Annotated in this window: 14 protein-coding genes; 10 read left to right on the top strand and 4 right to left on the bottom strand. The window is 72.3% G+C overall.

Features of this window, described 5'->3' with window-relative positions; all coding sequences use genetic code 11:
* Positions 1-62: 62 nt before the first annotated feature.
* Entirely contained in the window at positions 63-1106 is a 1044-nt protein-coding gene (locus FHX40_RS16965) for an LLM class flavin-dependent oxidoreductase (protein ID WP_229789063.1), read from the bottom strand.
* Positions 1107-1281: 175 nt separating this feature from the next.
* Between FHX40_RS16965 and FHX40_RS16960 the strand changes: the two genes are divergently transcribed.
* The 4 genes from FHX40_RS16960 to FHX40_RS16945 all read left to right on the top strand — a co-directional run bounded on the left by FHX40_RS16960 (position 1282) and on the right by FHX40_RS16945 (position 2724).
* Entirely contained in the window at positions 1282-1461 is a 180-nt protein-coding gene (locus FHX40_RS16960; RefSeq protein WP_142260532.1) for a hypothetical protein, read from the top strand.
* Between the two features lie 34 nt (positions 1462-1495).
* Entirely contained in the window at positions 1496-1714 is a 219-nt protein-coding gene (locus FHX40_RS16955; RefSeq protein ID WP_229788984.1) for a DUF6158 family protein, read from the top strand.
* Positions 1707-1955, top strand: coding sequence for a hypothetical protein (locus tag FHX40_RS16950; RefSeq protein ID WP_142260530.1), 249 nt, complete (start codon positions 1707-1709; stop codon positions 1953-1955). Before FHX40_RS16955 ends, FHX40_RS16950 begins: the two co-directional genes overlap by 8 nt.
* 406 nt (positions 1956-2361) lie before the next feature.
* Positions 2362-2724: a chorismate mutase gene (locus FHX40_RS16945; protein ID WP_142260529.1), complete on the top strand. Its 363-nt coding sequence runs from the start codon at positions 2362-2364 to the stop codon at positions 2722-2724.
* 6 nt (positions 2725-2730) lie between these two features.
* Here FHX40_RS16945 and FHX40_RS16940 read toward each other — a convergent pair whose 3' ends face one another.
* Positions 2731-4797: an amylo-alpha-1,6-glucosidase gene (locus tag FHX40_RS16940; RefSeq protein ID WP_142260528.1), complete on the bottom strand. Its 2067-nt coding sequence runs from the start codon at positions 4795-4797 to the stop codon at positions 2731-2733.
* A gap of 157 nt (positions 4798-4954) precedes the next feature.
* Between FHX40_RS16940 and FHX40_RS16935 the strand changes: the two genes are divergently transcribed.
* The 4 genes from FHX40_RS16935 to FHX40_RS16920 are packed head-to-tail and all read left to right on the top strand — an operon-like array spanning position 4955 to position 9186.
* Complete coding sequence (locus FHX40_RS16935; protein WP_142260527.1) at positions 4955-5959, top strand: LacI family DNA-binding transcriptional regulator; 1005 nt, start codon at positions 4955-4957, stop codon at positions 5957-5959.
* A 22-nt stretch (positions 5960-5981) separates the two neighbouring features.
* A complete protein-coding gene (locus FHX40_RS16930) occupies positions 5982-7220 on the top strand; it encodes a sugar ABC transporter substrate-binding protein (protein WP_142260526.1) in 1239 nt (412 codons plus the stop codon).
* Positions 7221-7223: 3 nt separating this feature from the next.
* On the top strand, positions 7224-8312 hold the full coding sequence (locus FHX40_RS16925; RefSeq protein ID WP_142260525.1) for a carbohydrate ABC transporter permease: 1089 nt from the start codon (positions 7224-7226) through the stop codon (positions 8310-8312).
* 1 nt (position 8313) lies between these two features.
* Positions 8314-9186 (top strand): carbohydrate ABC transporter permease, encoded by an 873-nt coding sequence (locus FHX40_RS16920; protein WP_211350298.1) that lies wholly within the window; start codon positions 8314-8316, stop codon positions 9184-9186.
* Between the two features lie 75 nt (positions 9187-9261).
* Here FHX40_RS16920 and FHX40_RS16915 read toward each other — a convergent pair whose 3' ends face one another.
* On the bottom strand, positions 9262-9759 hold the full coding sequence (locus FHX40_RS16915; RefSeq protein WP_142260523.1) for a hypothetical protein: 498 nt from the start codon (positions 9757-9759) through the stop codon (positions 9262-9264).
* Positions 9760-9968: 209 nt separating this feature from the next.
* Positions 9969-10898, bottom strand: coding sequence for an alpha/beta fold hydrolase (locus FHX40_RS16910; RefSeq protein ID WP_229788981.1), 930 nt, complete (start codon positions 10896-10898; stop codon positions 9969-9971).
* Between the two features lie 948 nt (positions 10899-11846).
* Here FHX40_RS16910 and FHX40_RS16905 point away from each other — a divergent pair.
* Positions 11847-13148 carry a cryptochrome/photolyase family protein gene (locus FHX40_RS16905; RefSeq protein ID WP_142260522.1) on the top strand — a complete coding sequence of 434 codons (1302 nt, stop codon included), beginning with the start codon at positions 11847-11849 and terminating at the stop codon, positions 13146-13148.
* Positions 13149-13421: 273 nt separating this feature from the next.
* Complete coding sequence (locus FHX40_RS16900) at positions 13422-14765, top strand: hypothetical protein (RefSeq protein ID WP_142260521.1); 1344 nt, start codon at positions 13422-13424, stop codon at positions 14763-14765.
* Positions 14766-14864 lie beyond the last annotated feature (99 nt).

The following is a 14864-nucleotide window of genomic DNA, read 5'->3' as shown; positions in this document are numbered from 1 at the left end:
CGCCCCGGAGGACCGCCGCACCCGGCACGGCGCACGGCCGCCCGCATCGGCGGCCGAGCCGGTCAGATCATCTTGTACGCCCGGGCGATCAGTTCGTAGGAACGCAGCCGGGCCGCCCCGCCGTGGACGTTCGTCGTGATCATCAGCTCGTCGGCCCCGGTGCGCTCGCGCAGCTCGTCGAGGCCGCGCCGTACCGTCTCCGCCGAGCCGTACACCACGTTGGACAGCCAGCCCTCGACGATCTCCCGCTCCAGCGGTGAGTACGGGTAGCTCTCCGCCTCCTCGGGCGTGGGCACCGGGCCCGGGCGGCCCATGCGCAGCCGCAACATCGACAGGGCGCCGGTGCGCGCGAGCCGCAGCGCCTCCTCGTCGGTGTCGGCCGCGACCGCGTTCACCCCGATCAGCGCGTACGGCCGGTCGAGCACCTGCGAGGGGCGGAACGTGGACCGGTACAGCTGCAACGCGGGGATCGTGTTCGCCGCGCTGAAGTGGTGGGCGAACGCGAACGGCAGGCCGAGCAGGCCCGCGAGGCGGGCGCTGAAGCCGCTGGAGCCGAGCAGCCAGATCGGCGGGCGGCCCACCCCGCGCACGTTCGCCTCACCGGGGATGGCGTGGATGTTCCGGTAGGGGTGGTCCTCGGGGAAGTCGTCGTCGAGGAACGCGGTGAGCTCCGCGAGCTGCTGGGGGAAGTCGTCCGGGTCCACGTCGACCCGGCGCAGGGCGCGCGCGGTCGCCGGGTCGGTGCCGGGGGCGCGGCCCAGCCCGAGGTCGATGCGGCCCGGGTGCAGCGCGTGCAGCGTGCCGAACTGCTCGGCGACGACGAGCGGCGCGTGGTTGGGCAGCATCACGCCGCCGGAGCCCACCCGGATCGTGCGGGTGTGCGCGGCAAGGTGCGCGATGAGCACGGCCGGCGAGGAGCTTGCGACGCCCGGCATGCCGTGGTGCTCCGCGACCCAGATGCGGTGGTAGCCCCACTCCTCGGCGCGCTTGGCGAGCTCGGTGCTGACGGCGAGGGCCTCGGACGGGGTGGTGCCCGCGCCGACGGTGGCCAGCTCGAGTACGGAGAGGGGGACCGGGGACTCACCCCGGGCGATGCCGCGGATCATGTCACTCACAACCGGCAAAACCAGGTCAAACATCCCCTTATTCCGGCGGGGTCGCCCGCCGCGCGGCGGCTCGCCGTACCGGAAGACCGGATCCGCCGCACCCGCCGCGCGCCCGGGGATTCAACCGGTGGCCGGTGGGCAGGGGCGGGGCGAGGGCACGGAGGGGGAGATCGAGATGACCGGACCGAGAACGTACGACTCCCGGTCCTTCGCGGACCGGCGGCCCCTGGATCCGGACGCGGGCGACGAGCCGGACTTCGCGGAGGAGCACACCCCCTCCGCCACCGATCCGCCGAACGCGAAGGCGGACGACGGCGCTCCGGACGAGCGCTGGGACAACCCCACAACGGTCTGACGGTCCACACCACGGGTAGGCGATCGCCATGGGTATGGGAATCGATCCGAGGCGGCTCAGCGACGAGGACCTGTTGCGTGAGCTCGGGCAGCTGCACCAGACGCGCACCGAGACCCTGCTGCACGGTTCGGACGACGCGCTGCGCAACCACAACGAGCGCATGAGCGAGCTGGAGGCCGAGTACCTCCGGCGGTACCCGCAGCGCCACATCGACGCCGAGCGGCTCCGCGAGGGGGCGCGGCAGCGTGTCTGAGCCCCGTGACGATCTCCGTGACGTGCAGGCGATGTCCGACGTGGAGACGTTCGTGTACGAGGCGGTCGCCTCGTGCTCGGTCGAGCGGATCGCCCCGCGGGTGCCGGAGATCGTGCAGATGACCGAACTCGACGAGGGCGTGGTGCGGGAGAGCCTCGACGACCTCGTGCGGCACGGCTGGCTGGTCACCGACGGGGACCGGTACGTGCTCGGCCCGCACGACTGGGGCCTGGACTACTGACCCGGCGTGCCGCGCGGCGGCGTCTTTCCGGGGTTCCTCACGGCCGCGGCCTCCGCGCCGGCTGCACGTGACCCGCGACGGCCAGGGCGCGGCGTGCGGATCGCCTCGCCTTCGTTTCACGCCCCTCCCACGCCGCGCCGCAGGTCGGGGACCCGGAGCGGTCCATGCGGCCGGAATGCGCCTGACGGGGCTCGCAGGGGCCGTTATGATCGGCGTTCTCGGGCATTGGGGGACGCCGACGTTCGCGTGGAGCAGGGCGACGGGGCGCCGCATCCGGGCCGGGTTCCGGAACTCGGGCGCGCCTGGACGCGCCCGAGTTCGCCGTTCGTCGTCCCGCCCCGGCCGGCAGAGCACGACCGACCGTCGCCGGTGTGGTGATCCGGCACAGCACAGAAGGGTGAACGCCATGTCCGAAGCGGCCTCCGGACCCGCCACCCCGCCCCGGCGGCACGCGGACGGGGCGGAGAGCGACACACCCACCTCGCTCGCCGAGATCCGCGCCGCGATCGACGCCATCGACGCAGAGCTCACCGTGCTGCTCGCCCGCCGCCAGCGCCTGGTCAAGGCCGCCGCTAGCTTCAAGGCGGACGAGCGCGCGGTGCGCGCCCCCGGACGCGTCGAGGAGGTCCTCGCCGCGGCGCGCCGGCGCGCCCTCGAGCACGGCCTCGCGACCGAGGTCGCCGAGGCCGTGTGGAGCGCCATGGTCGGGGCGTTCATCGACCTCGAGCTTCGCGAGCACCGCGCCGCCGAGCGGCGCGCCTCGGGGTGACGGCGGCTACGGCGTCTCCACGCGCAGCCCGGGCGGCAGCCCGGTCACCTCGACCGCGCCGCCCTCGCGCACCGTCACGTCCACGGCGGCCCCGGCGATCCGCAGCCCGCGCACGGTGAGCGGGCCGAACGGCGCCTCGGGCAGCGGCCGGATGGTCACCCGCCCACCGGGCACGTCGGGCTCGACGCCGAGCGCGGCCCGCACCAGGCACACCGCGGCCGCCGCGGACCAGGCCTGCGGACGGCAGGCGGCCGGATAGGGCACCGGGCGCGGCGCGCTGCCGCGGTCGTCCCCGCCGTACAGCTCGGGCAGCCGGTAGTCGAACATCTCGGCGGCGTCGAGCAGGGACCTGGCCAGCTGGGCGCTCTCCCGCCCGCGCCCGGCCCGGGCGAGCGCGTCGACCACGATCGCGGTGTCGTGCGTCCAGATGGAGCCGCAGTGGTACGACAGCGGGTTGAAGGCCTTGTCGCCGGCGGACATCGTGCGCAGGCCGTACCCGCCCGCCATGCCGGGTGAGACGAGCAGGGTGGCGACGGCCTCGGTCTCGGCGGCGCTGAGCATGCCGGTGCCGAGGAGGTGGCCGATGTTGCTGGTGAGCGAGTCGACCGGCCGCTTGGCCGCGTCCAGGGCGAGGGCGGGGTGGCGCCCGTGCGGCCCGTCCACCCAGAACCGCTCGCGGAAGCGCTCGGCCATCGCCGCCGCGTAGTCGCGCCACCGTACCGCGCCCGGGTGGCCGAACGCGTCGAGCAGCGCGGCGCCGTTCCGGGCCGCCTCGAAGGCGTACCCCTGCACCTCGGCGAGGGCGATCGGCGGCTCGGCCTGGGAGCCGTCGTGGAACCGCATGGCGTCGCCGGAGTCCTTCCACCCCTGGTTGGCGAGGCCGCGGCCGTCCTCGTCGATGTACTCGATGAACCCGTCGCCGTCCGGGTCGGCGTACTCGGCGAGCCAGCCGAGCGCCGCCTCCAGCGCGGGCAGCAGGCCGGCGACCCGGTCCTCGGGCATGCCCCAGCGCCAGGCGTCGTGCAGCAGGTTGATCCACAGCAGCGTGGCGTCGATCGTGCCGTAGTAGGCGCCGGGCAGCTCCGAGTCGCCCACCACGAAAAGCCCGCGCCGCAGCTCGTGCATGATCTTGCCGGGCGCCTCGCCGGTGCGCTTGTCCACCTTCACGCCCTGCCGCCGGGCGAGGGTACGCAGCGTGCCCTCGGCGAGCTCGGTGCCGAGGGGCAGCATCATGCGCGCGGTCCACAGGCTGTCGCGGCCGAACAGGGTGAGGTACCAGGGCACGCCGGCCCCGATGAAGGTGTGCCCGGGCGGCGCGCCCGCCTCGGTGAGCCGCAGCGCGCGCAGGTCGTCCAGCGACCGGGCGAGCAGCCGGCCGAGGCGGTGGTCGGCTGCCGCGACCTGCAGGTCGGTCCATTCGGCGGGGCCGGAGGGGGCGGCCATCACCGCGGCCGGGTCGGTGACGCGGGCGCTCCAGCTCAGCGTGACGCGCTGCCGCGGGCCGAGGGTGATCGGCCAGGTGAGGGTGGCGGTCGGGCCGGGCTTGGCGTGCGCGTCCGGACCGTGCACCTCGACGGTGATGCCGTCGGCCCGCCAGGCCAGCCGCCCGTCGCCGGCGGCCTCGGCGGACAGGGCGGTGCCGTTCTTCCCGGCCTTGACCCGCTCGATGGGGGCGAGGTCGCAGCCGAGCTCCACGCTCACCTCGGCGGTCACCGGCCGAGCCGCGGCCGAGGAGATCTCGATGGTCTCGCTCATGCCGCCGGGGGTGACGGTACGGGTGCGGTCGACGCGGACGGTGGGGTCGATGGAGTCGCCGTCGAGCCAGCGAGGCAGGGAGACGAACCTGGTGCGGGACGCGCCGTCGACGGCGGCGCTCACCGGTTCGGGTTCCTTGCCGTCCACCAGCAGCCGCACCAGCGACAGGGCACGCCGGTCGGCGTGGAAGAGGCCCTGGGCCCCGGTGTGCCGGATCTGGCCGTCGGCGCCGCTGAGCGCGGTCGTGGGCGCGGCGATCGTGCTCACCAGGTCGTGCAGCAGGGGTTGCCGGGAGGGTGGGTCGGCCTGGCCGGGCATGGGAACGCGGATCTCCTGATGGTGTCGGGGGTCCTATGGAAACAAGGGCTTGACAGAACGCGCTCAAAGGTGCACAGTCCTGACATCCCTCCGTAATTTGATCGATCAAATCATGCCGCACAGCAATTTGATCGTTCAACCCACCAAGAAGGCGTAAATGGCGAAAAAGGTGACGATAGCCACGGTCGCCAAGTACGCCGGGGTGTCCCGGCAGACCGTGTCGAACGTCCTCAACACCCCCGAGGTCGTACGCGAGGAGACCCGCCGCAAGGTCTACGAGGCGGTGGAGGCCCTCGGCTATCGCGTCAGCCAGGCCGCCCGGCAGATGCGCACCGGACGGTCCCGGCTCATCGCCACCCGCATCGAATCCACCGGCGACGGCATCAACGGGTCGGTGCTCGACCGCTTCCTGCACGCGCTCACCGAGAGCGCGGCGCGGAGCGGCTACCGGGTGCTCCTGTACACCGCCGCCGACGACGATGCGGAGATCGCCACCTACGAGGACCTGCTCGGCACCTACAAGCCGGACGCCTTCGTGCTGGCCAGCACCCACCACCGGGACACCAGGACCACCTGGCTGACCGAGCGAAGGCTGCCGTTCGTGACCTTCGGCCGCCCCTGGGACGCGCCCGACCGCCACCTGTGGGTGGACGTGGACGGCGCGTCCGGCACCGAGGACGCGACCCGGCACCTGCTGGAGGCCGGCCACGAGCGGATCGGCTTCCTCGGCTGGCCGGCCGGCTCCGGCGTCGGTGACGACCGGCGCCAGGGCTGGCTGCGGGCGATGGCCGCCGCCGGGCAGGACACCACCGGTCTCGACCACGCCTGCCCCGACCGGGTGGCCGAGGCGGAGGCCGTGGTCGGCGAACTGCTCGGCCGCGATCCGGCCCCGACGGCCCTGGTCTGCGCCAGCGACTCGCTCGCCCTCGGCGCGCTGCAGGCCTCCCGCGCTCTCGGCCGCCCCCTCGCGGTGACCGGATTCGACGACACGCCCGTCGCCCGGGCGATCGGCCTGACCAGCGTCAGCCAGCCGCTCGAGGAGGCGGCGGCCCGCTGCGTCCGGCTGCTCACCCGGCTGCTGGACGGCGAGGCGGAGGCGGAGGAGTCCGTGCTGCTCCGGCCTTCCCTGGTCGTCCGGGACACGACGTACCCCCCCACGTAACACCGAAGATCAGGAACTGGCCATGACACGCAAGACCACCACAGCCCTGGCAGCCGCCGTGGCGGCGTGCGCCCTGCTCGCCGGCTGCGGCAGCGGCTTCGAGGACAACACCGCGAGCACCCCCCAGAGCAGCGGCCCCGCCTCGCTGCAGATCATGATCGGCTCGTCGGGTGAGGCCGAGACCAAGGCGGTCCAGGAGGCCGCGGCCGCGTGGGCGAAGGCCACCGGCAACACCGCCACCGTCATCCCCGCCCAGGACATGAGCCAGCAGCTCGGCCAGGCGTTCGCCGGCGACTCGCCCCCGGACGTGTTCTACGTGGAGGCGGGCCGGTTCGCCGACTACGCCAGCGTCGGCGCGCTCGAGCCGTACGCGAGCAAGGTCTCCGACCCCGAGGGCTTCTACGACAGCCTGCGCGCCACCTTCACCTACAACGGCACCTACTACTGCGTGCCCAAGGACTTCTCCACCCTCGGCCTGGTGGTCAACAACGAGCTGTGGGAGAAGGCCGGGCTCACCGAGCAGGACGTGCCCACCACCTGGGACGAGCTGACCGCGGTCGCCAAGAAGCTGAAGGACGCCGGGATCACGCCGCTCGTGGTCGGCGACACCCGCGACCGCCTCGGCGCCTTCATGAAGCAGGCGGGCGGCTGGATCATCAGCCAGGACGGCAAGCAGGCCACCGGCGACAGCCCGGAGAACCTCAAGGCCCTCGAGTACGTCCAGGGCCTGCTCAAGGACGGCCTGGCGGTCTACCCGTCCGCGGTCGACGCGGGCTGGGGCGGCGAGGCGTTCGGCAAGGGCAAGGCCGCCATGACGATCGAGGGCAACTGGATCAAGGGCGCCATGAAGGCCGACTTCCCCGACGTGAAGTACACCGTGTACGAGCTGCCCGCCGGGCCCGCGGGCAAGGGCACGCTGTCCTTCACCCAGTGCTGGGGCATCGCCGCCAAGAGCAAGTACAAGGAGCAGGCGATCAGCTTCGTCGAGGCGATGACCACGGTCGACCAGCAGATGGCCTTCGCCCGGGCGTTCGGCGTCATGCCGTCCCGGAAGGCGGCCGGTGAGGCCTACGCCAAGGAGTTCCCCGAGGACGCGGCCTTCGTCAAGGGTGCCGAGTACGCCCAGGGCCCGGTCAACGCTCCGAAGATGGAGAGCGTCCTTGCCGACTTCGACACCGCGCTGCAGAAGCTGAAGGACGGGGATCCGAAGCAGATCCTCGCCCGCCTGCAGGAGAACACCCAGTCGGCCCTGGGCGGCTGAGTCATGGCCGACGCGACGCTCACCCGCGGGCGCCTCACCGGCGCCCGCGGCGCCGCGCGCCGCAGGCGGTCCGTCAGGGACGGGGAGAACGTCGCGGGCTGGCTCTTCGTCGCCCCGGCGCTGCTGATCATCGGGCTGTTCGTGCTGCTGCCCATCCTCATGGCGCTGTGGGTGAGCATCACCGCCTGGAACGGCCAGGGCAGCCCGTTCACCTCCTCCGTCGAGGTCGTCGGGCTGGAGAACTACACCCGGCTGTTCACCGAGGAAGGGCTGGCCCGCCAGGACTTCATGACCAGCCTGCGGAACAACGTCTACTACGTGATCGCGGTGGTGCCGCTGCAGACCGTGCTGGCGCTCGGCCTGGCGCTGGTCGTGAACGCGCGCCTGCTGAAGGGCAAGACGTTCTTCCGCACCGCGTTCTACTTCCCCTCGGTGACCAGCTCGGTCGCGATCAGCGTGGTGTTCCTGTTCATCTTCGCCAACGCCGGCGTGATCAACCAGCTGCTGGGCATGTTCGGCGTGCAGGGCCCGGCGTGGTTCTCCGACTCCCGCGGCGTGCTGCACCTGCTGCTGAGCGGGCTCGGCATCGCCGACATCGACAATCCGCCGGCCGCGCTGACGGAGAGCGGTCCGTTCGGCCTTTCGTGGTGGGAGTGGCTGTCCGGGCCGAGCGTGGCGATGTGCTCGATCATCGCGCTGGTCGTGTGGACCACGTCCGGGACGTTCATGCTCATGTTCCTCGCGGCGCTGCAGAACGTGCCCGTCTCGCTGGAGGAGGCGGCCATGCTCGACGGCGCCAACCGCTGGCAGCGGTTTCGGAACGTGACCCTGCCCGCGCTGCGGCCCACGCTCTTCCTGGTGCTGACGCTGGGCCTGATCGGCACCTGGCAGGTCTTCGACCAGATCTACGTGATGAGCCAGGGCAACCCGGCCAAGACCACGCTGACGCCCGCGTACCTGTCCTACCGCACCGCCTTCCGCGACTTCGAGTACGGGTCGGGGGCGGCGATCTCGTTCGTGCTCTTCCTGATCATCGTGGTGTTCACGCTGCTGCAGCGGCTGCTGCTGCGTGAGCGCGGAGGGAGGTCGTGAGGTGGCCGCGACCCACGTGAGAGCGGTCCGGCGGAAGGGCGAGGTCCAGACGATCGTCGGCACCTTCTTCGGGTACGCCGTGCTCGTCTTCTTCTCGCTGATCTTCATCTACCCGTTCGTGGTCCAGGTCGCGAACTCGTTCAAGAGCGAGCCGGAGGCCGCGGCCAACCCGATCTCGCCCATTCCCTCCGAGCCGACCCTGGACGCGTACGAGAAGATCTTCTGGGCCACGGACCTGCCGACCTGGCTGGGCAACTCGATCCTGATCACGGTACTGGTCACCCTGGGCCGGATCTTCTTCGACTCGCTCGCCGGTTACGCGCTCGCCCGGCTGCGCTTCCGCGGCCGGGGGGCCGTGTTCGCCACGATCATCGCCGTGATGGCGGTACCCGGCGTGGTGCTGCTCATCCCGAAGTTCCTGGTGCTGAACCAGTTCGGCATCTACAACTCGTACACGGCGCTGATCGTGCCGCTGCTCGCGGACGCGGCGGGCGTGTTCATCATGAAGCAGTTCTTCGAGTCGATCCCGCCCAGCGTGGAGGAGGCGGCGCGCATCGACGGCGCGGGCACGTTCCGCATCTTCTGGTCGGTGGTGCTGCCCATGGCCCGTCCCGCGCTGATCACCCTTACCATCCTGTCCTTCCAGGGCTCGTGGAACGAGCTGCCGCACACCCTGGTCGCGGTGCAGGACCCGGATCTGTACACGCTGCCGCGCGGCATCGCCGACCTGGTCACCGGCTCGCTCGGGTCGGGCACGCAGTACCCGCTCAAGCTCGGCGCCGCCCTGCTCGCCACCATCCCCGTGGCGATCATCTTCGTGATCTTCCAGCGCTACTTCGTCCGCGGCGCGAACGAGGGCGTGGACAAGGGCTGAGCCTCCTCCCGCTGGTGGTACGCCGAGGGCCCGCCGGTCGATCGTCGGCCGGCGGGCCCGGCGGAAGCCGCCCGGTCAGGCGCAGGCGGTGACGAGGTTGCGGGTCTGCTCGCTGATCTGCCTGGTCGCCTCGGTCAGCTTGTTCGCCGACTGGGCGAGGTCGGATGTGTCGATCTTGAAGTCGCCCCACGCGCGCGCCATCGAGGTGAGCGTGCTCTTCAGCTCGCCGTCGGCCTCGTCCGCCAGGTCCTTCAGCTCCGCGCTCAGCTCCTCCGTGGCCTTGTTGTACGCCGCGTGGTCGCCGATCGCCGACGCCGCCTTGTTGGTGAAGCGCTGGAGCGCCTGCTGGGCCTTCCGGCAGATCTCGGAGTCGTCCGCCCCGCCCTGGGACTCGGTGTCCGAACCGGTGCCGGATCCCGATGCGGAACGCGATTCGCCGCCGCCTCCCGTCGCGTTCTCCTGCGTGGCCGAGGCGCGGCTCTCACCGTCGGAGGCCCCCGAGCCACAGGCCGCGGTGAGCGAGAGCAGTACCGCCGCGGCGACGGCCGACAGCAGACGGGTGGGGAGCTTCATAGGGGTGGCTTCCTTCCTGGTCGTCTGGACGGCAACAGACGCTAGGGATCGCCACTGGCGAATCGCTGGCACCTCGCCGACGTACCGCTCACGCCGGTCGCCGGTACCGCGTACCACGCCGTGACCTGCGGATCCGGCCTTTCGCGGTGCGTGCCCGATGCAATGCCGGGAACCGGTCGCCCGGCGGGCTCCTTCCGGCCCGGGTACGGTCAGGTGCCGCTGGAGACCTCGGGGGAGCGGGGACGGCCCTGGCGCAGGATGGCGCGCCAGCGGGCCGGGTCGAACTCCTGGGGAGCGGTGGCGGAGATGAACGACTCGATGGTCTTGGCGAAGCGCTCGGGCTCGTCCTGGTGGGGGAAGTGGCCGGAGGTCTCGAAGATCTCCAGTTCGCTGCCGGGCATCGCCCGGTGGGCGGTGAACGCGTGCTCGACCGGGATGACGTGGTCCTGCGCGCCCCAGAGGATCAGGGTGGGCATCCCGACGGTGAGGTAGCAGCGGTCGAGCATGGTGATGACCTGGCCGTTCATGTCGACCCCGGCGCGCAGGGTACGCAGGAAGGCCTTGCGCGCGGTCGGGCTGGTGAGGCAGCGGTACCGGTCGAGCACGTAGTCGAAGTCCCTGCCGAGCCGCAGCCCGACGCGGAGCAGCGGGGCGAGCGCCCGTACGGCGGAGCGGACCGGCGGGGCGGTGAGGAACGCCAGGCCGGGCTCGGCGAGCGGGGAGCTCGCCAGGCGCAGCAGGGGATGGACCTCGCGTCCCACGCCCGCGGATCCGACGAGCACGAGGCGCTCGCAGCGCTCGGGGAACTGGTAGGCGAACTGCATGGCGATGCCGCCCCCGAGCGAGTGCCCCACCACGGTCACCCGGTCGATGTCGAGTACGGCGAGCAGGTCGCGCATGCCGCACGCGTAGGCGGCGACGGCGTAGTCGGCGCGCGGCTTGTCGGAGGCCCCGTGGCCGAGGAGGTCGGGCGCGATGACGAGGTGGTGTTCGGCGAGCAGCGGGAGGACCGGGGCCCAGGTCGCCGAGCTGTCGCTGAGGCCGTGGATGAGCAGCAGCGGGGGACCGTCGCCCATCATCCGGAAGGCGCGGGTGTATCCGTGCACCTCGCGGAAGTGCAGCGTGTCGTCGACTTCCACTCGAACAGTATTCGCCAAAACCGACTAAACGGACAACCCTCTCATATTGGACAAGCCCCATGGTCACTTGACGAAGGATCGACCCGCGCCCGCGATGCCCGCCGTGGCAGGCCCTTTGAGCACCTGAGCGCACGGCGAAGGAGACGCCATGCCGTGTCGATCTCTGATCGAGAGCCCTCGCCGGCAGCGGTCAGGCGCAGGCGTCGCGCCTCCTGCACTCCGATCGGCCGAACCGCATCGCCCCGGCACGACTCGAAGACGATCGCGAACCGTCGACCTACGAGACGGGGGCGGCCACTCGGCCACCGTGCGCGTCCGGGACGGCGCGTCCGAGCCCGCCCGACCCTGCCGACCGGCGGATCGCCGGCTCCAGGGCATGGCCACAGGCCCGATCAACACGGCCATGCCCAGGCAGATGGCCACGCCGATCGCGGTACCGGCGAGCGTCCATCGCGCCCAGCCCGGAACCTCCAGCTTGATCGCGGCCCACGAGCCGGCGGCGATGACCGCGAAGGCGGCGATCGCCCACGGCAATCGACGCCATAAGCGGGTCCGCCGCTGTCGCCGGCCGCATCCGGCGCCCCGGTTTGTGGGCGGCCCGTGTCACCTCGCGGGTAAGGCATCGGCGAGGCAGCACCGGGGCGGCAGCCGTACCCGGTCGCCGTGCGGAACCGTGGTGACGCGGAGACCGCAGCCTGTGGGCATTGGCGGGACCGCGCGGTGGCGCGCCGGGAGCGTCCCTGCTCGGCATGGCCGTACGAGGGCGGCGTCCCGGCCGCGTTGACCGGTCGGCGCACGCGCAGCGGCCCGGGGAGACGCCGCCGGTCACGAAGGAGTTCCCGTGCGCCGCGCCGATACCTGGCCGTTTGCGGCGAATGAGCGATTCCCGCTGCTTCCGATTTCGTATGAGGGCGGTCGGCGACCGCGGGTTTTGTCAGGCTGACTGTGATGGACACCATAATCGTGCTGTTGAACCGGGATCTACGGGTGCACGACCACCCGGCCCTCGCCGCCGCCTGTGCCCGTGCCCGCCGCGTCGTCCCGCTGTTCGTGGTCGATCCGGCGATTCCCCCGCGCCGCCGGGCCGGGTTCCTCGCCGACGCGCTGCTCGACCTGCGCTCCTCGCTGCGGCGCCGTGGCGGCGATCTGATCCTGCGGCGCGGCGATCCGGTGGCCGAGACGATGCGCCTGGCGGACGAGGTCGGCGCGCAGGCGGTGTGGGTGAGCGCCGACGTCACCAGGTACGCCCAGCGCCGGGAGCGGCGCCTCGCGGCCGAGTGCGCGCGGCGGCGCCTCGACTTCCGCACGTTCCCGGGGGTGACCGTGATCCCGGCGGACGCGCTACGGCCGGACGGCGGTGACCACTACCGCGTCTTCACCCCCTACTGGCGGGCCTGGTCGGCCGAACAGCGGCGCGCGATCGTGCCGCCACCGCCCGTGGTCCGGGTACCGGAAGGCCTGGACCCAGGCGTGTTGCCGTTACCGAAGGCCGAGCCGTACGGCGTGCTGCGGGGCGGCGAGACCGAGGGGCGCCGCCGCATGACGTTGTGGCTGCGGCACTGCCTGGACACCTACGCCGAGACGAGGGACGATCTCGCGGGGGAGACGACCTCCCGGCTCAGCCCGTACCTGCACTTCGGCTGCCTGTCGCCGCTCGAGCTGGCCAACGCCGGGGCGGCGAGCGAGGAGTTCGTGCGGCGGCTGTGCTGGCGCGACTTCCACCACCAGGTGACGCGGGCCTTCCCCGACATCGACCGCCGCGAGTACCGGCCGCGCGGGCGACGCTGGAACGACGACAAGGACGTGGTCGCGGCCTGGCGTGAGGGCCGGACCGGCATGCCGATCGTGGACGCCGCGATGCGCCAGCTCGCCGCGGAGGGCTGGCTGCACGACCGCGCCCGGCTGATCGCCGCCGCCTATCTCACCCGATGCCTGCGCGTGGACTGGCGGATCGGTGCCGAACACTTCGCCGAGTACCTGCTCGACGCCGATGTCGCGGTCAACTGCGGAAGCTGGCAGTGGCTGGCCGGGACGGGCAACGACACCCGGCCCCACCGGGCGTTCAATCCGGTACGGCAGGCCAAGCGCTTCGACCCCGACGGGGAGTACGTGCGCCGGTATGTGCCCGAGATCAGCCACCTGCCCCGCACGTTCATCCACGAGCCGTGGAAGACCGGAGTGATCCGCCACTATCCCCCGCCCATCGCGGTCAACTGGGACCCCGTCGACCAGGACCTCCGCGAGGACTAGCGCGGCAACCGCGACCGGTGGCGATCGCCCCCGCGCGGTGAGGGCCACCGATGGCGGTGAGGGACATCGGTGGCGCACCTGGGCCGGAGGCCGCGGGTACGGCGGGCCGCACGGCGTGCCGGGCATCCCGCTGCGACCGGGGACCGGGGCCATCGCCCTGCGACCGGGGTCTGCGGCGGGATGCCCGGCGGTTATCCACAGAACGGCGTTCTGCCGCTCGGCGGTCGCGGCCGGCGACGCATGCTGATGGCCGTCCGACACGAGGAGGCCGTCATGCAGATCACCTTCGCCGTGCCCGAGGCGATCACCACCCGCTACGTCGTCACCGTCGACCGCGCCCCGGCGGACCCGTCCGCCGTGGTGCCCTGGCGCATGCCCCACCCCCACCGGCGGGAGGCCGCCGCCGCCCTCGGCACGCCCCGGCTGACCATCACCTGCCACCCGCCGTCCCGCGTCGTGGTGTCGAGCACGACGTCGCCTTCGGCACATCCGAGGGCCGCGTTCCTGGCGTGCGCGGCGGCCCGGGCGATCGCCGACGCCTACGGCGGCGTCGTCGAGGATCCGGTCACCGGCAGGACCGTCACCGCCGCCCCCGAGCCGCCGCCGGGGAACGCCGTCTTCCCGCTCACCGACGACTGGCTCGGCTGGCACGTCGAAACACCCTCCCCACGTCCCGTCCACCGCCTGGTTCCGGTGCGGGACGGGTCTGCGAGTGGTCCGCAGGGTGGTCCCGCACGCTCGCTCGAGTCCGGCGGGCCGTGCCTTCCCTCCGCGGCGGGCGACGATCTCGGCCGCCACCCGGCGCGTGCCATCGGTTCGAGCTGGTCGGTGACCACCCGTGGCCTGTGCCGATTCGGCCTGCCCGAGCTGATGCTGGAGTCCGGCGCCTGGACGCACGGACACCACCCCTTCGGCTTCCTGCGGGCGGCCGCGCAACGGCTCCTCGACGAGCACCTCGCCTGGCTCGCGGCGCATCCCACGGGCGGGTTACGCACGATCTGCGGCCACCTCAGGGTCGACGGCCGAGACTGCGTCACTCCCCGGGTCGACCACCGCGACGCTTACCGCCTCCCAGGCCGACCCCAGCTCTACGGAGCCGCGGCGGCCGCGCGCGACCACCGGAGAAGCGCGGTGGCGACCATGTCCCGGTCTGTTCCGCCGGGCACGAGGCGGTACGCCCTGGTGCGGCTCTCCCTCGTGCGGATGCCTCAGGGCGAGGCTCCCGGACCGACGGCGATCCGAACGGAGGCCGGATGCGCATCCCGGCCCGGTACGCCCCCGTCACGCCCCGATCGGTGGCGTATGGAACGGTCCGAAGGGGAATGCTCGCGGGCCGAGGCGTTACGCGCACAGACCTGGAAGGAGGAATCCCGGCAGGTGACGGCACGGGAGGACATCCACTCGGTGCCTCGCTCCCTGGAGTGGTGGCCGAACCCTGACCGGTCGGAGACGGCGACACCGCCGGCGGGGCCGTGCGCGGCGGATCCGGCGCGGGGCGTGCCCGTGCTTCGGATCCGGCCTCCGGTGACGTTCCGCGACGACCCCGGCGGGGCACCCTGCCCCGCCTGCGCCGGGTCGTCCTCGCCCCCTCAGGTCGTCTGGGGGCGGGCCGCCTAAATGCCGTTGCGGACGAAAATGTCGGCATTTTCGGCGAAGGAAAGTCCGGGAGCGCTACTATCGCTGGCGAAGCGGCGATATGTGAACGTTACGGCATGC

It is taken from the genome of Thermopolyspora flexuosa (assembly GCF_006716785.1).
GTDB lineage: Bacteria > Actinomycetota > Actinomycetes > Streptosporangiales > Streptosporangiaceae > Thermopolyspora > Thermopolyspora flexuosa.
Note: the sequence above shows the minus strand (reverse complement) of the source record. Positions and strands in the feature narration are given on the sequence as shown.